Consider the following 18040-nt stretch of genomic DNA (forward strand, 5'->3'; position numbering starts at 1 on the left):
CGCGTCTGTGCGACGGCCTTGACGACACCGTCGCCGAACTCACCGCCGAGAAAGCGGAGTTCAGCCGACCCGTCCAGGATGCGGCCTGGGGCCGGGTGACGGCCTCGCTGCCGGGCGGCGGCGCGGCCGCCTTGTGCGAGCCGCGTCACGCGTGCGCCCGGCCCCGGCGTCCTCCCGTACCCACGCCTCCAGCCACCCCGTGAACTCGGCCGCCTTCTCCAGCCAGTTGAAGTGGGTGAGAGCCGCCTCCCGGCCGCGCTGGGCCGCGGTGTGGCGCAGGATCGCGTCGCTGCTGAGCCGGCGTATCGCCGCCGCCGCGGCGCGCGGATCCTGGTAGGGGACGACGAGCCCGCAGCCGTGCTGCTCGACCATGTCCGCGGCCAGCGGGGTGGGGGTGGTGATGACGGGGACGCCGTGGGCCATGTACTCGACGACCTTGGTGGGCCGTGAATGGCGGTAGTTGGGCTGGTCGTGGAGGAGGGAGAGCCCGGCCAGGGCGCCCGGCAGCAGGGCGAGGGCGCGGTCGTTGGGCAGGAAGCCGTGCCAGCGCAGGACGCCGTCCCGGTCGGCCGCCGTGAGCGCGTCGCGGACGTCGGGGTCGGCGGCGCCGGCCACCTCGACGCGCAGGCCCGGCCCGAGGTGCCGGGCCGTCTCTATCAGATCCAGTGCGCCGCGCGCCCGTGACAGGTGGCCGACGTAGACGACGCGTTCGCTGTCCGGCGGTTCGGGTGCCCGGGCCGGGGCGGTGGTGAAGTTCGGCACCACCGGGTGGGTGCGGCGGAACCGCTCCTGGTAGGCGTCCTCGGCGAGCAGCAGCCGCAGATGACGTTCCGCCAGCCGTTCGGCGGCGCGCACGCCGAGCCGCAGCGGCGGCCGCAGCGGCGCCGGTACCCAGCGTTTCATGGCGAGCGCGGCCGCGGTGTCCTCGTGGACGTCCCAGACGACCACCGGACCGGTGCCGGACCGCCGCCAGCGGCGCAGGGTGCCGGGAAGGGCCAGCAGCAGTTCCGGGTCGTGGAGCAGGATCACGTCGGCCTCGTGACCGCGTTCGGCGAGCAGGGTGCGGGCCGCCCCCACCGCCGCACGGCGGTCGCGGCCGGCCGCGCGGGGCAGGTCGATGCCCTCCAGGTCCGGGCGGGGCCGCACCTCGCGGGCCGAGAACGGCGCCGCGTAGACGACGTGGTGCCCGCGGTCGCGCAACGCGGTGATCTGCCGGTGCAGGATGCGCGCGTCCTCGGGGTGGTGGACGACGGTGACGACGAGTATCCGCATCTGAGCGCCTTTCGACTCCGCGGCCCGGAGACCTTCGACTCCGGTCCGCGGCAGGGGAGTTGCCACAGCGGTCCGGCAGCGGCCGGTTACAGCACCTCGACGCCGGGCCGGAAGATCCGCCCCCGGGTGTCGAAGAGCAGGCGGGCCTCGTCGCCGAGGGCCGAGAGGTCGTACGCGGAGTGGTCCTGGAGCAGGATGGTCAGGTCGTGCGAGCGCACGGCGGTCATGACGTCGGTGACGCGCGGCACGGCCTCCCCGTCCACGAACCAGGCCGGTACGAACGGGTCGTGGAAGGCGATCTCGGCCTCCCGTTCGCGCAGCAGCCGGGCCACCGGCACCGCCGGCGCCTCGCGCTGGTCGGCGACGTCCGGCTTGTAGGTGACGCCGAGGAGCAGCACCCGGGAGCCGTGCAGGGCGCGGCCCTCGTGGTTGAGCAGGTCCTGGGCGCGCCGCACCACGTACTCCGGCATGTGCGCGTTGATCTCCCGGGCGAGTTCCACGAACCGGAACTCGTAGCCGAGCGAACGCACCTTGTAGGAGAGGTAGTTGGGGTCGATCGGGATGCAGTGCCCGCCCACCCCGGCGCTCGGCCTGAACGGCTGGAAACCGAACGGCTTGGTGCCCGCGCAGCGGATCGCGTCCCACACGTCCACGTGCAACTCGCGGCAGAGAATGGCAAGTTCGTTGACCAGGGCGATGTTGACGTGCCGGTAGGTGTTCTCGAGGAGCTTGGCCATCTCGGCCTCGCGGGTGCCCTTGGCCTGCACGACCGTGTCGACGAGCTTGCCGTAGAAGGCGGCGGCCTTCGCCGCGCACGCCGGGGTGCAGCCGCCGACCACCTTCGGTGTCTCGCGCAGCCCGTGGGTGGTGTTGCCGGGGTCGATGCGCTCCGGTGAGAAGGCCAGCGCGAAGTCCTCGCCGGCCCGCAGCCCCGACTCCTCCAGGAGCGGTTTGACGATCTCCTCGGTGGTGCCCGGATAGGTGGTCGACTCCAGGACGACGAGCCGTCCGGGGCGCAGCCGGCCGGCCACCGTCCGCGCGGCGGAGGTCACCGCGCTCAGGTCGGGGCCGCCGTCCTCGCCGAGCGGGGTCGGCACGCAGATCACGACGGTCTGCGCCCGGGCCAGCCACTTGTCGTCGGTGTACGCGGTGAACCCGGCCGCCCGCATCCGCGCGACGTCCTCGTCGGAGACGTCGTCGACATGGGAATGGCCGGCGTTGAGGCCCTCCACGACCCGTGGGTCGAGGTCGAGCCCGGCCACTCTCAGGCCGACCAGCGAAGCCTCCCGCGCCAGCGGCAGCCCGACGTAGCCGAGCCCGATGACGGCCAGTTCGAAACTGTCGGTCTGTTCCTCATCCCCGAGCGATGCGCTCGATTCCCCGAGCGGTACGGCCTTTTCGACCTGCATAGGGATTCACTCCGCCCTCGACGGCAACAACGGCAGATGCCGTATGGATCCGAAGAGCCCGGACGGTGAGCGGTTCCGGGCGCGGGGTCTCAGACACATCCAAGAGCGCGATACGCCTCTCGGGTCGTGGCAGCGACCCTTTTCCAGGTGCGTTCACGCGCCACCAGCGCGCGGGCGGATGCTCCCCATTCATCCCGCCTGTTTCGACTGTAGAGCAATACTTCGAGAGCTTCTGCCCAAGCCTGCGGAGATTCAGGAGGGATGAGCCGTCCGTTCACTTCGTCTTGCACCAGCTCTCGCAGGGCTGCGACATCACTGGCCGCCACGGGAAGACCGCTCGCCATCGCTTCGACCGGCTTGAGCGGGGTGACCAGATGGCAGACCCGTCCGTCGGTGCGCGGCACCGCGAAGACGTCCAGAACGCCGTGGTAGGCGCGTACTTGGTGGTGCGGCACGCGGCCGGTGAACAGGGCGGCGCCGGCGCCGAGACCGAGCCGCCGGGCCAGTGCCTCGAGCCTGCCGCGCTCCGGTCCGTCACCGACGATCAGCAGGCGCAGCGGGACACCCCGGCGGCGCAGTTCGGCACCCGCATGGAGCAATGTGCCGATTCCCTCGTGTGGAGTAAGGCTGCTCACGGTGCCCACCACGTACTCGTCCGCCGCGATGCCGAGCCGGGCGCGCAGCTGTGCCCCGTCCGGCGGCGGGGCGAGGAAGGCGTCGTCCACCGCGTTGGGCACGATCAGGACCCGCTCCTCGGGCACCCCGCGGTCCACGATCTCGGCCTTCATCGCCGCGCCCAGCGTCAGCACCAGATCGGCCCCGCGCATGCAGTACGTCTCCAGGGCGCGCCGGGCGCGGTACGACGCGTCGTCCGGGCCGCGGCCGGGCGCCTGGGTCAGCCAGGTCTCCTCCAGGAAGCCCCGCACCTCGTAGACGACCGGCAGCCCGTAGGTCTCCCGCAGGGCCAGCGCCACCCGCCCGTTGCCGTGGTCGGTGGCCGCGTGCAGCACGGCCGGCCGCAGCCGCTCCACAAGGCGTCCGGCCAGCTCGGCGTTGCGCGCCAGCACCGCGCCCTGCCCGTAGGGCAGCCGGTAGGGCAGCAGCCGGTGCTGCGGCACCCCGTTCACGATCTGGAACGGGCGGGCGTCCAGGACGCCCTGCGCCACCGGGAACCCGACGCGGGTCACCACGTGCGGATCCAGGCCGGCGGCCCGCTGGGCCTCGGTGAGCGCCTGGGTGCGCACGGTGTAGCCGGCGTGTTTGAACGGCAGCCCGTTGGTGACCAGGTGCAGCACCCGGCCGGGCTCCGGCCGCACCGGCCGCCCGGCGGGCGCCGGTACCCGGGCGGCGGACGGGGCGGCGGCGGGGCCGGCCGCGCGGGCCCGGGCGGCGAGCCGTCTCTCGACGGGTTCCAGCCCGCGCCGCAGCCGCCCCGGCAGCAGCCGTACGCCGAGCAGCGCGGCCCGGGCGGGGTCGTGCCGCAACTCGCCCCAGGCGACGGATGCGGCCAAGCTGATTGCACGGGGGAGCCGAGAAACACCACGCGGCAGGTGCCGGGACGGACGTCGGGCCATGTCGCCAAGGTAGGCCGACAGAGCGGAGAACGTACGACATGAACGGCCGCGTACTCCATGTCGTAGGGACCAGGCCGAACTTCGTGAAGGCCGCGCCCGTGGTCGCCGCCCTGCGCGCGACCGGGCACGACCAGGTCCTGGTGCACACCGGCCAGCACTACGACGAACGGATGTCCCGCATCTTCTTCCGGGAGCTGGGTCTGCCCGCCCCGGACACCGACCTCGGCGTCGGCTCGGGCAGCCACGCCCGGCAGACCGCCGACCTGCTGGTGGCCCTGGAGGGCGAGCTCCTCGCCCGTGGCCCGGCCCTGGTCGTCGTCTACGGCGACGTGAACTCCACCCTGGCCGCGGCCCTGGTCGCGGCCAAGCTGGGCATCCCGGTGGCCCATGTCGAGGCGGGGCTGCGCAGCTTCGACATGGCGATGCCGGAGGAGGTCAACCGGCGTCTGGTCGACCAGCTGGCCGAGCTGCTCTTCGTCACCAGCCCGGAGGCCGTCGGACACCTCGCGCGCGAGGGCGTCGCCCCGGACCGGGTGCACTTCGTCGGCAACCCCATGATCGACACCCTGCTCACCCATCTGGACCATTTCGACCCGGCCGCCGCCCGCGCCGCCCACGCGCTGCCCGAGCGGTACGGCGTGGTCACCCTGCACCGCCCGGCCAACGTCGACGACTCCGAGGCCGCCGCGGCCGCCGCCCGCGCGCTCACCGAGGCCGCCGGTCACCTGGACCTCGCCGTGCCCCTGCACCCGCGCGGCCGGACGGCGCTGCGCAAGGCGGGACTCGCCGACGCGCCCGGCATCCATCTCCTCGAACCGCTCGGTTACGTCGAGTTCATGGGCCTGGTCCGCGGGGCCGCCGCCGTGATCACCGACTCGGGCGGCGTCCAGGAGGAGACCACCGTGCTCGGCGTGCCCTGCCTGACGCTGCGCACCACGACCGAACGCCCGGTCACCGTCACCCACGGCACCAACCGCCTGGTCCGGCCCGGCGAACTGGTGCCCGCCCTGCGCAAGGTCCTCGACGGGCAGCCGCCGGCCGGCCCCGAGGGACCGCCGCTGTGGGACGGCAAGGCCGGCCCCCGTATCGCCCGCGTGCTCACCGAGTGGCTGGAGCGCCATGACTGACGCCGTCCGCGCCCCCGCCGGCACCTACCCCGACGCCCCCCTCGCCTACTGGGACAACCGGCACCGCGAACGCGACGACCTCGCCTCCGGCGGCCACATCGGCCTGGACCGGCCCGGCAACGAGATCTTCTACGCGATCCGGCTCGGCCAGCTCCTCACCCTGATCGGCGACCTGTCCAGCCCCGCCTCCCCGCTGTTCGTCCTCGACGCGGGCTGCGGCAAAGGGCACTTCGCCCGCTCCCTCGCCCGCTGCGGCCACCACGTCGACGCCTTCGACGCCAGCGAGGAGGCCGTCCGGCACGCCCGGACCGCCGGCGGCGGCCCCCGCTACCGCGTCGCCGCCCTCGACGAGTGGCGCAGCCCCTGGCTCTACGACGTGGTGATGTGCGTGGACGTCCTCTTCCACGTCCTGGACGACGCGGCGTGGGCGGCGAGCCTGCGCAACCTCGCCTCACTCGTGCGGATCACCGGCCGGCTGATCGTCACCGACGAGAACACCGACGAACCCGTCCCGCGCGGCGACTACATCCTGCACCGGCCGGTCGCCGCCTACCGCGAGGAACTCGAACCCCTGGGCCTGAGCCGCACCCTCTTCCGGCCGTACGGCTTCCGCGAGAACCGGGTCGGCTTCCATGTCTTCACAAGGACCCGCTGATGCGTCTGACCGATCTGCTCCACCCGCACCTGGACGACGTGACCTCGGTCGTGGACGCGACGAGCGGCGGCCTGCGTCTCGACCCCTATCTGCACCTGCCGCCCGGCGTCGGACTCACCCGGCACGAACAGCCCGTCGGCGAAGGGGAGCTGATGCTCCTCTGCTACGGCCCGGACCTCGCCCTGCACGGCACCGAGGCGGACTGTCTCGCCGCACTGGAACGGATGCGGCCCGGCGGCCGCGGCCTGATCGTCTTCGGCCACCCCGGCACCGACCTGCCCTACCACCGCCTCCTCGACGCCCTGGTGGCGCACCGCTGCCAGGTGCTGCACGCCGCCGCGCTCGGCTACACGCACCTGCACGCCGGCGCGGTGTTCGCGTGCACCCGGGAACTCCTGCCGCCGCACGACTGGTTCGGCCGCCCGTTGCTGGCCGACGGCTTCGCCACAGCGCTGCGGATCGCCGACGAGTACGTCCTCGCCGACTTCGTCTCCCGCTCCCAGCGGGCCCGCCTGATCGACCTGGAGCGGGCCGCCGAGGAGACCGCCCGCGCCCTGGAGTCCGCCCGCGAGGACGGCCTCGCCGAACGGCTCGCCGCCGCCCTGCGCGACAAGGACCAGCTCTCCTCCGCGCTGCGCCGGGCCCGGGAGCGGACCGGCGTGCTGGAGTCGCGGGTGGCCATGCTGGAGGGCTCCACCTCGCTGCGGATCGGCAAGGCGCTGGTGTCGGCGGCCCGGTCGCCGAAGCGCGGCGCGGCCCGGCTGCCGGGCGAGCTGTACGGGCTGTGGCGGCAGCGCAAGGCCAAGGGCCGTCCCGCCGGAGCCCAGGTCTTTGCCCCCGCCCCGGAGCCGGGGACCGACGACCGCTTCCACCTCTCCCACCGCGCCCTGTCCGTGGCGCCCCGCGACCGGCTGGTGATCACCGGCGTGCTCACCGACCGCACCGCCCAGGACTTCGGGGCGGACGCGGTGGTCAGCAGGGTGCTGCCGCACGACGGACGGCTGCTGGTCGAGCGCACCGACCCGGACGTCTTCCTGGTCCAGCTGAGCGCCTGCGCGGCCCATGACGGCCCCTGGTCGCTCACCGGCACCGGACTCGCCCCCGACCTGGACCGGCGGCTGGCCGAACTGATCACCCAGGCAAGGGGGCTGGGCCGTACGGCGGTGCTGTGGCGGGACGGCCCGGCATCGTCCACCCCGGGACTGTCCCAGCTGCCCTGGGACACCGTCCTCGACGGCGACACCGGCACGGCGCTCTGCCGCCTCGACCCGGTCGCCGACGGCCGGGACCGGCTCCGGGACGTCTTCCTACAGGACAGCACCCGGGTCCGGCTGGCCCGGCTGGCCGCACTCACCGGCGGCCCCGACCCGCTCGCCGAACGCCGGATCGCCGTGCTGGCCGCACCCCGCGACGCCACCGACGTGGCCCGGCTCGTCGCCCAGGTGCTCGGCCAGCTGCACCGGCCGGCCGAGGTGGTCGTCGCCGATCCGGCGGGCCTCGCCCTCGACGAACTCACCGCCGCCTCGGTCGCCGTCCACGCCGGACCGCCCACCGCACCCTGGGTCGCCGACTGGACGGACCTGACCGAGGACCGCCCGGACACCCTCCTGCTCGACCTGCTCTGCGCCCAGGAGTTCTCGGGCGCCGACGCGGTGGGCCGCACCCCCGCCGCCGACGACTACGCCTTCGTACCGGCCCTGCGCCCGCTGCTCGTCCGCCGGTCGCTCCTGGACTCCGGTGCCCCGCCGGAGAGGTGGTCGCGTGCCGGGCACCGCCTGTTCGCCGTGCGTGGAAAGGAACCGTCATGACCCGCACCCTCCGGGCGCTCGTCTACGGCGACGTGGACCTCAACCTCATCGACGGCTCCGCCGTCTGGGCCCAGTCGACGGTCCAGGCGCTGTCCCGCGCGGGCTGCCGGACCCGCCTCGTTCTCAAGGCCCCCGTCGAGACGGGCAGGCTGACCGACCCGCTGGCCGCACTGCCCGGCGTCACCGTGGTGCGGCCGTACGAGGAACACCTCGTCCCCGGCCAGGGCGCACACCCCCTCTCGCCCCTCCAGGCCTCGCGGTTGCTCGCCCGGCTCGACGCGGAGGAGCCCTGCGACCTGCTGGTGCTGCGCGGCCGCAGGCTGGTGAAGCAGATCGCCGGCGACGGCGCCTTCGACGGCCGGATCTGGTCCTACCTCACCGACATCCCGCAGTCCCCGGCCGAGATGACCGAGGAGGATCGCGCCGACCTCGCCCGCATCGCCGCCGCCTCCCGGCAACTGCTGTGCCAGACGGAGGAGTTGCGCTGCTTCCTGGAGGCCTGGGTGCCGGAGGCCTGCGGCCGGTCCGTGCTCAGCCCGCCCGCGGTGCCCGAGCCCGGCTTCCCGGTCCCGCACCGGAACGGCCTGCATGATCCGGTACGCCTCGTCTACACCGGCAAGTTCGCGCCCCGCTGGAACACCCTGCCCATGACCCGGCTGCCCGCACTGCTGGCGGAACGCGGCATCCGGGCCGAGCTGCACACCGTCGGCGACAAGATCCACAAAGACCCGGCCCACCCGGGCTTCGACACCGCCATGGCCGAGGCGCTGCGCACCACCCCCGAGGTCGTCCACCACGGCGGCGTGCCCCGCGAGGAGGCCATGCGCCTCGCCGCCGACTGCGACCTCGGTCTCGGCTGGCGCGACGCCTCCCTCGACGCGAGCCTCGAACTCTCCACCAAGATCCTGGAGTTCGGCTCCCTCGGCCTGCCCGTCGTGCTCAACCGCACCCCCGCCCACGAGGCACTGCTCGGCGCCGACTACCCCCTGTTCGTACCGGGCGGCGCCACCCTCGCGGACGCGGCGGACGCCGTCTGCGTCGCCGTACGCGACACGCAGGCCCGGCAGCTGGCCGCCGGCCGGTGCGCGGCGGCCGCCCGTGAGTACACGATGGAGGCCGCGGCGGCCCGCTGGCGCGGCCACCTCGACCGCGCCTTCCCGGCCGCGCCCGCCGCCGTCGCCACCCGGGCCCGCCCGCTGCGGGTCGGCGTCGCCGGCCACGACCTGAAGTTCCTCACCCGTCTCCTCGACCATCTCCGCGCGCTGCCCGGCCTCGACGTCCGGATCGACGCCTGGCCCGCGCTCGCCCAGCACGACGCGGCCGCGAGCCGCGACCTCGCCGCCTGGGCCGACGTGGTGGTCGTCGAGTGGTGCGGCCCGGCGGCGATCTGGTACAGCCGCCACAAGCGGCGCGGCAGCAGGCTGATCGTGCGCCTGCACCGCTTCGAACTCGACGCCGGATACCCGCGCCAGGTCGACATCGACGCCGTCGACCGGGTGGTGTGCGTCAGCCCGTACTACGCTCGTGCCACCCGGGACCGCACCGGCTGGCCCGCCGCGAAGATCACCACGATCGGCAACTGGGTCGACGTGCACCAGCTCGACCGGCCCAAGGCGCCCGGCGCCCGCCACCGGCTCGGCATGATCGGCGTCGCGCCCAGCCGCAAACGCCTCGACCTCGGCCTCGACGTCCTCGAAGCCCTGCGGGCCCGGGACCGCCGCTGGCACCTCTCGGTCAAGTCCAAGCCGCCGTGGGAGTACTGGTGGATCTGGAACAAGCCCGGGGAGCGCGAGCACTACGACGCGATCCTGCACCGCATGCAGACCTCGCCGCTGCTCGAAGGGGCCGTCGTCTTCGACCAGTTCGGTCCTGACGTGGCCAACTGGCTGCGCCGCATCGGGCACGTCCTGTCCACCAGCGACGACGAGAGCTTCCACCTCGCCCCGGCCGAGGGCATGGCCTCCGGCGCCGTACCCGCGCTGCTGCCGTGGCCCGGCGCGGACGAGATCTACGACCGGCGCTGGATCCACGACACCCCCGAGGCGATGGCCGACGCCATCGCCGGCCTCGCCGAGCAGGACGACTGGCGGGCCGCCGGGGCGGCGGCCAGGGAACAGGTGCGGGAGGGATTCTCGCTGGAGCGGGTGGCGAAGGACTGGACGGAGCTTCTGGTGTCCGGCTGAGTCACCCGGTTCCCGGCCCCGTGCCCGCGGCCCGGCAGGATCGACGCGCCGGCCGGGGCGGCGTCGGGCGGCCGGCTCCGGCCGGCCCGCGCGGGACCGGATCTCCCGCAGGGGTGACGCCCACGCGTCCGCCCGGGCAGCGGCCCGGGCGGACGCGTGTCTGCCGCTCCTCGTGCGACCGGCTCAGGCCGTCACGGTCTCCGGCCGCGCCGCCTCCGCACCCGGACGCTCGCCGAGCAGCTCGGTCGGCACCGTGCGGGTCTCGCGGGCCGACAGCGCCGCGATCACCGGCGGCACGCACAGCGCGGCCGTGAACAGCGCCACCGCCGACCAGTCGTCGCCGCCCGGACCCGCGATCTGCGCCGCGAAGGTCACCGCGAACCCGGCCACCGCGAACCCGATCTGGGTACCGATCGCCATGCCCGACAGCCGCACCCGGGTCGAGAACATCTCTCCGTAGAAGGACGGCCAGACGCCGTTCGCCGCGCTGTAGACGACACCGAAGGCGACGATCCCGAGGAGCATGATCAGCGGGTAGGAGCCGGTGGAGATCGCCCACAGGTAACCGAACATCGCCACCGCGCTGCCCACCGCGCCGATCAGGTACACCGGCCGCCGGCCGATCCGGTCCGACAGCGTGGCCCACGCCGGGATCGTGCCCAGCGCCACCAGGTTCGCCAGCGCGCCCACCCACAGCATCGACGTCCTGGACATCCCGACCGAGTCGCTCGTCGCGTACGCCAGCGCCCAGACCGTGAAGATCGTGCTCACCGAGGCGATCAGCGCGCCCGCGACCACCCGCAGCACGTCCGCCCAGTGGTACCGCAGCAGGGTCACCAGCGGCAGCCGTACGACACCCTCGCTCGCCGCCTGCCGGGCGAAGGCCGGGGTCTCCTGAAGCCTGCGCCGGATGAACCAGCCGGCCACCGCCACCGCGACACTCAGCCAGAACGGCACCCGCCAGCCCCAGGACATCAGCTGGTCCTCGGGCATCCGCGAGACCGCGATGAAGACGAGAGTGGCGATCAGCTGACCGCCCTGCGTGCCGCTGAGCGTGAAGCTGGTGAAGAAGCCGCGCCGGTTCGGCGGCGCGTGTTCCAGACTCATCGAACTGGCGCTGGCCTGCTCGCCCGCCGCCGAGATGCCCTGAAGCACCCGGCACAGCACCAGCAGCACCGGGGCGAGGCCGCCCACCTGGGCGCGGGTGGGCAGGCAGCCGATCAGGAACGTCGACAGGCCCATCAGCAGCAGCGTGAAGACCATGATCTTCTTACGGCCGATCCGGTCCCCGAAGTGTCCGAGGAACAGCGCCCCGACCGGCCGGGCCGCGTACGCCACACCGAACGTGGCCAGCGAGAGCAGGGTGGCGGTGGCCGGGTCCGAGTCGTCGAAGAAGACCTTCGGGAAGATCAGCGCGGCCGCGCTGCCGTAGATGAAGAAGTCGTAGTACTTGAAATCTCAGCCCCTGCTGGGCCGTTGACCTGCAAGACCCTTGATCCAAACGGACCAAGTGGGAAAGAACTGGGAAACCCGTCAGCTCTCCGTGCGCCCCAGCTTCTCCTGAAGACGCTCCCACCGCTCCTGCATCGTCTTCATGATGGCCCCCTCCATCGCAACTGTCACGCTTGAATACGTGCCCTCAACGCCCGGCACCTCGTGACCCATCCGCGACTCCACCGCGAACCGGGGATGCCCGTCCTCGTCCAGCCACGCCTTCGCCCCATGCCGCAGCAGATACATGCGCCGACCCGCGAACGACGGCACCGCGGGCAGCGCCGGCCGGTCCCATCGGCTCTGCTTCGCCTTGCGCTCCTCAGCTCCGTCCGCGATCGGCCGCCACCACACGTAGCTGAAGTTCATCGCCCCGAGGCTGTTGCCGTTGAGCGCCGGGAACACCCACTCGCTGTCATGGCCGGCCAGCATCTGCTCCAGCATCTCCGCCAGGAACGGCGGGATGACCAGGGTCCGGTAGCTCTCGTACTTCGGCGGCATGAACGTCAGCTTCTTGTCCTTGTACTGCACCTGTCGCTCGATCCGGATGGCAGGCATCAGCCCCTCGCCCTTCCCGTACCGCTGCATGTCCTCGTCGTAGCGGTCCACTTCATCCGGGTCGGCCCGCAGGTCGGATCCTGGCCACGTCGGGTAGCAGTACTCACGCGTGAGGCCGTACAGCTCGGCCGGCCGCATCCCGGTTACGGCCATCGTCCAGATGAACGCGTAGCCGGGCTCGCCGAGGAGAGTGCGCGCGTTGCGGGCCAGCTGCTCAACATCCCCCACGAGCATGTCTCGCTTGCGCTCCTTCTGCTTGCGAGTGAACTTGCCGCGGCGCCTGGTCCGTTCAACGGGGGATACCTTGATCAGCCGGGGCACCGCGTCGTCAAGGATCATGCCGAGGATGGTCATGACCTTCGTCGCCGTGGTCTTTTTCAGCACGCTCTGAACGTGCTTGCGGAACGCCCGATAGGCCATGACGTCGATGTCGCCGACGGCCGCCTTGCGTTTGTCGAAGTAGGGGCGGATGTGCGTCTCGACGATCGACCTGTAGTTCACCTCGGTGAGGTGGGCGTGATCGAGGCCGTCGAGCCAGCTGTCGAGCCATTCGGTCATGAGGGTGGCGCCGTCACGGTTCTTGACGTGCGTGCCGTGGCGGATGTCGTACAGCCGATCCTGGCCGTGCTGGAAGGCTTCGTCCTCGTCGGTGAACCCGCCCTTGGACTCGAAGCGTTTGCGGCCGTCGTCGTGGTATTCGCCGGACCACCACTTCACGCGGCAGGTGTTGCCGCGCCACTCCACGTAGATGTCCTGAGCACGTCTGGCCATGTCGCCCCCTTGCTGCCGGTGGCGCGCAGGCTCGGCAGGTACCCCTCCTGCCTCGCCTCCGCGTCATCAATGATCTCAGCCCGCCTGCCCAAGAGGACAGTTCGAGCAGTGACCACATTCACCACCGAGGTCCCTCACCATCTCCCGCATCGAGGCCTGAGCGGCAGGTCTGTCGCGGATCTGGATCGGAACCACACAGACGATCCCTTCATCGGTGCGAGCCGCCGTCCCGTCAAACGTTGGCCCGTAGTCGACTATGAGCGCGTCTTTTTGCTGCATGGCTCCCCCTTGCGTCGCCTGTAGGGAAGCCTCGAAGGACGTGTCACGACTCTGCCACGCTTTGTTGCTGATGGGACTGTCCGGGACCAAGTGATGCACAGAAAGTAAGCAACAGATTGGTAAAGGGTAAAGGGTTGTACGTCAATCGAGTGAACTTGCGCTAGATCAGCCCTCGTTCACGCAGGTCGCGCACCACACGCTCACTCATCTCCCGAATCTCCTCGGCCGTCGTGCCCTTGGCCGTCGCGATGAGCGCGAGCTGAATCACGTCGCGCGCCTCCTCGTCGATGACTTCCTGCGGGATAGGTGACTTCTGGACACTGGCGGCGTCGGCGTCCGCCATGTCCGAGACGGGCACCGGCTCCCGGCCCTCAAGGACCCGGACGCAACTGCCCGGGGCCCACTGCAGCAGACCGTCGATCTTCACGTAGTTCGTCTCCCGGATAGGGAGGCCCTTCTCGACTCGCTGCCACGTGCCTTTGGAGACGCCGGCCTTCTTGGCGTTGGCGTCATTCATGGCGACGCCCAGGTCGGCGCGGCGGCGTCGGGCTGCCCGCGCCAGCCTCTCAAGATCATGCTCGGTAGGGGATGGCATGGGGTCATCTTGGCAGGACTGACGGGGACCAGCCAGGACTGGGGGCGACTTAGGCCCAAAAGAGACCCCGCATTTGCCCAGCTCACAGGCCATCTGGGGCCTACAGGTGACAACTAGTGGCAACTCACGGCCATCTATGGCTAGACGTCAGGGTCATCTAGGGGTAACTTCTACCCATGGCACAAACCCCAACCACTTACACAGTGGACGGGACGGCTATCTGCACCAAGCGCATGCAAGCGGGGATGGAAGTCCAGCAGCTCGCCGACCTCGTCGGCATCACCGCGAACTACCTCCGAAAGCTGGAGCGCGGCGCCCGCACCCGCATGAGACCTGGCCACTACCAGGCCCTCAGAGCCGCCCTGGACGCACACCAGACCGAACTCCTCGCCCCCCACACCGACCCCCCTGAAAGGAAGTGAAGTGAACACCACACAGTCCCCCACGGCCCCCACCACGGTGGACATCGACGGCCCGCGGTACCACGACCTGCGCGAAGTCGCCGCGATCCTCAAGTGCAGCGTCCGCACCGTGCGACGCCTCCTCGCCGACGGCCGCCTCGGCTACAGCCAGGAGAAGAAGGGCGGCGTCATCCGCGTCAGCGACGACGACATCGCCGCCTACTACCAGGCCAGCCGCATCGGCCCGCGCATCACCCACCGCCCCAGCCGCCGACCGGCCCGCGCTGCCGCGTAGACGGCAAACGCCCCCACCAGCCGGGTGCACACCGGCAGCAGGGGCGCCGCGGCCCAAGAGCCGCACCGATCCACCCACACCATCCGTGAACAGAGAGGCAGACCGTTGCCCGAGATTGTCTCACCCGACCCCGAGGTCAAGCGAACCTCACCCGTCACCGAACTGCGTGCCGCTGTGGCGAAGCTCCGTAAGCACGTGAAGCACGCCACCGAGAGCCCGTGGAAGACCAGCACGGTGTGGTCGCCGCGTGCCACGTCGACGAGCGCCGTCTACTCCCACGCCTACCCGACCGGCACGGTCGCTTCCGAGGTGGTCGCTTCGGGGCGTATCAAGCCCGGCTATGGCGGGATCCGCGAGCCGTGGAACGCCGAGTACATCGCTCTCATGCAGCCGGCCGTGGGTGCCGCGCTGGCCGACTGGATCGACCTGGTGGCTGACGTTGTTGAGGCGCGGATCGCGCAGGACGGCAGCGACGAGTTCGCGGTCGACCTGGAAGGCGACCACGCCCTGACCGTCGCCCGCCTCATCAACGGCGAGGACGGTGCGGCATGACCGACTACGCCGAGATCACTGCCCGGTTCGCCCGGGAGACGGCCAGCCACGAGATGACCGTGCTGCACGACGCCGGCCTGTATCGCCATTTGCGCTTCGCCCCGGCCGAGAGCTCCCTCTGCTGGTGGGACCTGGTCACCTGGCCGCACAACCTGATCGCCAACGGCTCCCACGGGTCGTTCCACTTCCACCGCTTCGGCCCGGACACCATCGACATGTTTGTCCTGTTCCGGGACAGCCGCGCCGGACGCACCATCAACCCGGACTACTGGGACGAGAAGGTTCGCGCCGGCGGGGTGAAGTCCTGGTCGCAGTCAAAGTTCCGCGCCTGGCTGGTCGAGGAGGCCGCCGCCCTGGAGTCCCGCTACCCGGGAACCGTCGAAGCTGTCGGCAAGCAGATCCTCAACTCGGACGAGCACAACATCGAGTACGCGGAGACCGCTCGGTTCGCCGTATCCCAGTTCCGGCACGGCGACGTCACGTTGCGGTTCCCCGACGAGTGGGATCTGTCGTTCGAGGACTTCGACTGGAAGTACCTGTGGCAGTGCCACGCCATCGTCGCGGGCATCGCCATGTACGACGCCAGCCGCAAGGCAGTGGCCGCGTGATGGCCGACAAGACCAAGCAGCAGCCCGCCGCCCAGCCGGATCCGCGTGTGGGCTTGAACCCGACAGGGCGCCCGCGTCGTTCGTCTGCGGCCAGCCGCCGCAAGGCCGCACGCCGGAACCAGGGCGGTGCGTCGTGAACGCCGCCGAGTGGAACGCCTGCTACCCGGTCGGCAGCCTCGTCTTCGCGTACCCGGGTGCCCGCCCGGAGGACATCCCGTCCGCCCGCCGGCTGGTGACCCGCACGAGCACCGAGGCCCAGTCGGTTGGCCTGGACCGTGAGGGCGTCGTCTGGGTCGAGGGCAACGGCGCCTACATCGCCCTCACCCACGTCGACCCGGTGACGGAGGCGGAGTGGAATGCGGCGAAGGCCGCCGAGGCTGAGGCCGCCGCCCTGAGCGCTCCGTCTTCGCCCGGCCGCGGGGAGCTGCTGAGCGAGACGCGGCTGCTGGAGATCCGGAACGCTCGCTACACGCTGCGGAGTCTCGCTGCCGCCGACCGCGACATCAGCGACCTGCTGGACGAACTCGACCGCATGCGGGCGGAGCGGCACGTCACGAACGAGGCGTTGTCAACAGCCCACGAGGCCCTGCGCGTGCAGTGCGACCGGAGCGCCGGGCTGGAGCAGCGGAATCGCGCGGTGATGTCGACGGCGAAGCAGCTACTGCGCAACCGGCAGTCCGAGGGGAGCGCGTCGTGACCCGCCCGATCGCCGACTTGGACGTGCCCGTCGACCGGCTCCGCAGGTTCCTCGCACCCACCCCGACCACGCCCAAGGAGGCGAAGTGATGTACCTGGACATGGATCCCGCCCTCGCCGAACTCGTCGAGCTGCTGCGTAGGGTGCACGCGCCGATCGAAGCCGCCATGGCCGCTGGTAAGCCGGTGCCCATCCGCGACCTCGGCGCCCTCTCCGGGGCGGCCGGCTGCCTGCTGGACGCGATCGATGCCCGGCGCACCCCGCCGCCGGCCCGCGCGCTGCAGGCGGTGGCGTGACATGGCGACCGTCATCGAGTCCCTGCCGGTGCGCCCGAGGAAGGCGTCGGCGTCCCGCAGACGCCGCCATCAGACCCAGCTGGTCCACCGTATTCAGCGGATCGCACCCGGCGCGGTCACGGTCCTCGTGACCCCACTGTGGACGGACGCCACGGGGGCGGGGGAGCGGCACTTCGTGGCCCGCGCCCTGAACGCTGACGGCGCGTTCCTCAAGTTCCAGGCGGGCGGCTCCCGTCAGATCGCCGCCCTGTTGCAGGGTGCGTGGCCGGGCGCGAACTGGGACCACCCGCAGACCTGGACGGCCGCCACCAACACGCTCACCGACCGGTGCACCAGGAAGGCCGCGTGATGACCGCCCCGCTGCCGTCGCCGTACCTGTCGCCGACCGCGGGCCTCGTCAACGCCTGCGCCCGCCTCTATATCAAGCGCGCCCTGCCCCTGATCGCCGCACAGGAGCAGGAGCTGGACGAGGCCACCAACCTCAACCACCGGCTCCGCACCGAGGCCAGCTACCGCGACAGCCGGGCCGCCGGCTACATCGACCGCAGCTTCCTGGAGCGCCCGTGAGCTACATCGTCGACGGCCTCCTGATCGGCGGGACCGCCTTCCTTCTCCTCTTCGGCGAACCCATCGCCGACCGCATACGAGCCCGCAAGGAACAACCGTGAGCACCCTCACCGAACCCACGACAGCCGAGGTCGCCGACCTGCTCGCCAAGGCCGCGGACGTCATCGACGCCAACGGGCACTGCAAACGCGACCTGTACGACCACAAGCAGGCCGCCTCCGGAACCCGGCCGGCCAACTGCCGAGTCGACGTCATCGGCGCCGTCAACATCGCCGCCCACGGCACGCCCGTCTACACCGGCAAGTCCCTCCTCACGTGGCGCGCCGAGGAAGCCATCCTCGCCCGCATCCCCGACGCCGCGATCGTCACCTGGAACGACGCCCGCGGCCACGGCAAACGCGAAGCCGCCAAGCTGCTCCGCGACACCGCGGCCAGCCTGCGGGAGGCGGCGTGATGGCGCTCCTGCAGAACGTGCGGACCAAGGCCAAGCACCGCGGCATGACGCCCTGGCAACTCGTGCAGAAGATCCGTGTCCTCGACACGGCACTCGACGAAGCCACCTGCAAGCTCATCGCCCTCGCCACGGAGAACGACGAGTTGAAGGCCGAACGCAGCCGGCTGGAAGCCGACTTCGACCAGGCGGCCATCGACCTGTCCACGGCACTCGATGATCTGCGCGTGGCCCGCGAGGAGGCCAGCGACCTCCGGGGCCAACTCGCCCCGTACAAGGCGGCCGACGCCAACGCGAACCGGATCACGGTGCCGCCGATGGTCCGCGACACCTGCGGCCCGGAAGAAGAGGCCACCGCCCCGATCGACGTCCGCCCGCTGTGGGCCGCCGCCGCTGCCGGACTCCTCGGCCCCGTCCTCGACCCGGGCCACACCACCACCCGATAGCCCGCT

19 protein-coding genes and 1 pseudogene are annotated in these 18040 nt (G+C 71.6%); 14 read left to right on the forward strand and 6 right to left on the reverse strand.

The window, feature by feature from the left end:
• Positions 1–60: 60 nt before the first annotated feature.
• The 3 genes from AB0P24_RS04910 to AB0P24_RS04920 form a co-directional block, all read right to left on the reverse strand.
• Positions 61–1272, reverse strand: a complete 1212-nt coding sequence (locus AB0P24_RS04910) for a glycosyltransferase (RefSeq protein WP_365790783.1) — start codon at positions 1270–1272, stop codon at positions 61–63.
• An 86-nt stretch (positions 1273–1358) separates the two neighbouring features.
• The gene (locus AB0P24_RS04915; protein ID WP_365790784.1) at positions 1359–2681 is read right to left on the reverse strand and encodes a nucleotide sugar dehydrogenase; all 1323 of its coding nucleotides are present in this window, start codon (positions 2679–2681) and stop codon (positions 1359–1361) included.
• An 89-nt stretch (positions 2682–2770) separates the two neighbouring features.
• Positions 2771–4192 carry a glycosyltransferase gene (locus AB0P24_RS04920; RefSeq protein ID WP_365790785.1) on the reverse strand — a complete coding sequence of 474 codons (1422 nt, stop codon included), beginning with the start codon at positions 4190–4192 and terminating at the stop codon, positions 2771–2773.
• A gap of 101 nt (positions 4193–4293) precedes the next feature.
• Here AB0P24_RS04920 and wecB point away from each other — a divergent pair, with 101 nt between their 5' ends.
• Genes wecB through AB0P24_RS04940 form a run of 4 tightly spaced genes read left to right on the forward strand, consistent with a single transcriptional unit; the run spans position 4294 to position 10028 of the window.
• Complete coding sequence (gene wecB / locus AB0P24_RS04925; RefSeq protein ID WP_365790786.1) at positions 4294–5382, forward strand: UDP-N-acetylglucosamine 2-epimerase (non-hydrolyzing); 1089 nt, start codon at positions 4294–4296, stop codon at positions 5380–5382.
• Entirely contained in the window at positions 5375–6037 is a 663-nt protein-coding gene (locus AB0P24_RS04930) for a methyltransferase domain-containing protein (protein ID WP_365790787.1), read from the forward strand. The genes wecB and AB0P24_RS04930 overlap by 8 nt, the downstream gene beginning before the upstream one ends.
• Entirely contained in the window at positions 6037–7845 is a 1809-nt protein-coding gene (locus tag AB0P24_RS04935) for a hypothetical protein (RefSeq protein WP_365790788.1), read from the forward strand. The genes AB0P24_RS04930 and AB0P24_RS04935 overlap by 1 nt, the downstream gene beginning before the upstream one ends.
• Positions 7842–10028 carry a glycosyltransferase gene (locus AB0P24_RS04940; protein ID WP_365790789.1) on the forward strand — a complete coding sequence of 729 codons (2187 nt, stop codon included), beginning with the start codon at positions 7842–7844 and terminating at the stop codon, positions 10026–10028. The genes AB0P24_RS04935 and AB0P24_RS04940 overlap by 4 nt, the downstream gene beginning before the upstream one ends.
• A 183-nt stretch (positions 10029–10211) precedes the next feature.
• On the opposite strand, the pseudogene AB0P24_RS04945 reads toward AB0P24_RS04940, so the two are convergent.
• The 3 genes and pseudogenes from AB0P24_RS04945 to AB0P24_RS04955 all read right to left on the reverse strand — a co-directional run.
• A pseudogene (locus AB0P24_RS04945) lies at positions 10212–11480 on the reverse strand (MFS transporter); the annotation flags it as partial.
• 81 nt (positions 11481–11561) lie between these two features.
• On the reverse strand, positions 11562–12821 hold the full coding sequence (locus AB0P24_RS04950) for an integrase (protein WP_365790790.1): 1260 nt from the start codon (positions 12819–12821) through the stop codon (positions 11562–11564).
• Positions 12822–13287: 466 nt separating this feature from the next.
• Positions 13288–13722: a hypothetical protein gene (locus AB0P24_RS04955; RefSeq protein ID WP_365790791.1), complete on the reverse strand. Its 435-nt coding sequence runs from the start codon at positions 13720–13722 to the stop codon at positions 13288–13290.
• Between the two features lie 233 nt (positions 13723–13955).
• Between AB0P24_RS04955 and AB0P24_RS04960 the strand changes: the two genes are divergently transcribed.
• The 10 genes from AB0P24_RS04960 to AB0P24_RS05005 all read left to right on the forward strand — a co-directional run bounded on the left by AB0P24_RS04960 (position 13956) and on the right by AB0P24_RS05005 (position 18034).
• A complete protein-coding gene (locus AB0P24_RS04960; protein WP_365790792.1) occupies positions 13956–14144 on the forward strand; it encodes a helix-turn-helix domain-containing protein in 189 nt (62 codons plus the stop codon).
• 1 nt (position 14145) lies between these two features.
• Positions 14146–14418: a helix-turn-helix domain-containing protein gene (locus AB0P24_RS04965; RefSeq protein ID WP_365790793.1), complete on the forward strand. Its 273-nt coding sequence runs from the start codon at positions 14146–14148 to the stop codon at positions 14416–14418.
• Between the two features lie 105 nt (positions 14419–14523).
• Entirely contained in the window at positions 14524–14970 is a 447-nt protein-coding gene (locus AB0P24_RS04970; protein ID WP_365790794.1) for a hypothetical protein, read from the forward strand.
• Entirely contained in the window at positions 14967–15578 is a 612-nt protein-coding gene (locus tag AB0P24_RS04975) for a hypothetical protein (protein ID WP_365790795.1), read from the forward strand. The genes AB0P24_RS04970 and AB0P24_RS04975 overlap by 4 nt, the downstream gene beginning before the upstream one ends.
• A 133-nt stretch (positions 15579–15711) precedes the next feature.
• Positions 15712–16275 carry a hypothetical protein gene (locus tag AB0P24_RS04980; protein WP_365790796.1) on the forward strand — a complete coding sequence of 188 codons (564 nt, stop codon included), beginning with the start codon at positions 15712–15714 and terminating at the stop codon, positions 16273–16275.
• Between the two features lie 85 nt (positions 16276–16360).
• Positions 16361–16570, forward strand: a complete 210-nt coding sequence (locus AB0P24_RS04985) for a hypothetical protein (protein ID WP_365790797.1) — start codon at positions 16361–16363, stop codon at positions 16568–16570.
• Position 16571: 1 nt separating this feature from the next.
• Positions 16572–16919 (forward strand): hypothetical protein, encoded by a 348-nt coding sequence (locus AB0P24_RS04990; RefSeq protein ID WP_365790798.1) that lies wholly within the window; start codon positions 16572–16574, stop codon positions 16917–16919.
• A complete protein-coding gene (locus AB0P24_RS04995; protein WP_365790799.1) occupies positions 16919–17137 on the forward strand; it encodes a hypothetical protein in 219 nt (72 codons plus the stop codon). The genes AB0P24_RS04990 and AB0P24_RS04995 overlap by 1 nt, the downstream gene beginning before the upstream one ends.
• A gap of 97 nt (positions 17138–17234) precedes the next feature.
• A complete protein-coding gene (locus AB0P24_RS05000) occupies positions 17235–17591 on the forward strand; it encodes a hypothetical protein (protein WP_365790800.1) in 357 nt (118 codons plus the stop codon).
• Positions 17591–18034: a hypothetical protein gene (locus AB0P24_RS05005; RefSeq protein WP_365790801.1), complete on the forward strand. Its 444-nt coding sequence runs from the start codon at positions 17591–17593 to the stop codon at positions 18032–18034. Before AB0P24_RS05000 ends, AB0P24_RS05005 begins: the two co-directional genes overlap by 1 nt.
• Positions 18035–18040 lie beyond the last annotated feature (6 nt).

This window comes from Streptomyces sp. NPDC086519, from assembly GCF_040686075.1.
Classification (GTDB): Bacteria; Actinomycetota; Actinomycetes; order Streptomycetales; family Streptomycetaceae; genus Streptomyces; species Streptomyces shenzhenensis.

What these genes read in the sequence shown, in the direction of transcription:
- AB0P24_RS04910 (WP_365790783.1), bottom strand. Translation starts at nt 1,272, where the DNA reads ATGCGGATACTCGTCGTCACCGTCGTCCACCACCCCGAGGACGCGCGC.
- AB0P24_RS04915 (WP_365790784.1), bottom strand. Translation starts at nt 2,681, where the DNA reads ATGCAGGTCGAAAAGGCCGTACCGCTCGGGGAATCGAGCGCATCGCTC.
- wecB (WP_365790786.1), top strand. Translation starts at nt 4,294, where the DNA reads ATGAACGGCCGCGTACTCCATGTCGTAGGGACCAGGCCGAACTTCGTG.
- AB0P24_RS04930 (WP_365790787.1), top strand. Translation starts at nt 5,375, where the DNA reads ATGACTGACGCCGTCCGCGCCCCCGCCGGCACCTACCCCGACGCCCCC.
- AB0P24_RS04935 (WP_365790788.1), top strand. Translation starts at nt 6,037, where the DNA reads ATGCGTCTGACCGATCTGCTCCACCCGCACCTGGACGACGTGACCTCG.
- AB0P24_RS04940 (WP_365790789.1), top strand. Translation starts at nt 7,842, where the DNA reads ATGACCCGCACCCTCCGGGCGCTCGTCTACGGCGACGTGGACCTCAAC.
- AB0P24_RS04955 (WP_365790791.1), bottom strand. Translation starts at nt 13,722, where the DNA reads ATGCCATCCCCTACCGAGCATGATCTTGAGAGGCTGGCGCGGGCAGCC.
- AB0P24_RS04960 (WP_365790792.1), top strand. Translation starts at nt 13,956, where the DNA reads ATGCAAGCGGGGATGGAAGTCCAGCAGCTCGCCGACCTCGTCGGCATC.
- AB0P24_RS04975 (WP_365790795.1), top strand. Translation starts at nt 14,967, where the DNA reads ATGACCGACTACGCCGAGATCACTGCCCGGTTCGCCCGGGAGACGGCC.
- AB0P24_RS04990 (WP_365790798.1), top strand. Translation starts at nt 16,572, where the DNA reads ATGGCGACCGTCATCGAGTCCCTGCCGGTGCGCCCGAGGAAGGCGTCG.
- AB0P24_RS04995 (WP_365790799.1), top strand. Translation starts at nt 16,919, where the DNA reads ATGACCGCCCCGCTGCCGTCGCCGTACCTGTCGCCGACCGCGGGCCTC.
- AB0P24_RS05005 (WP_365790801.1), top strand. Translation starts at nt 17,591, where the DNA reads ATGGCGCTCCTGCAGAACGTGCGGACCAAGGCCAAGCACCGCGGCATG.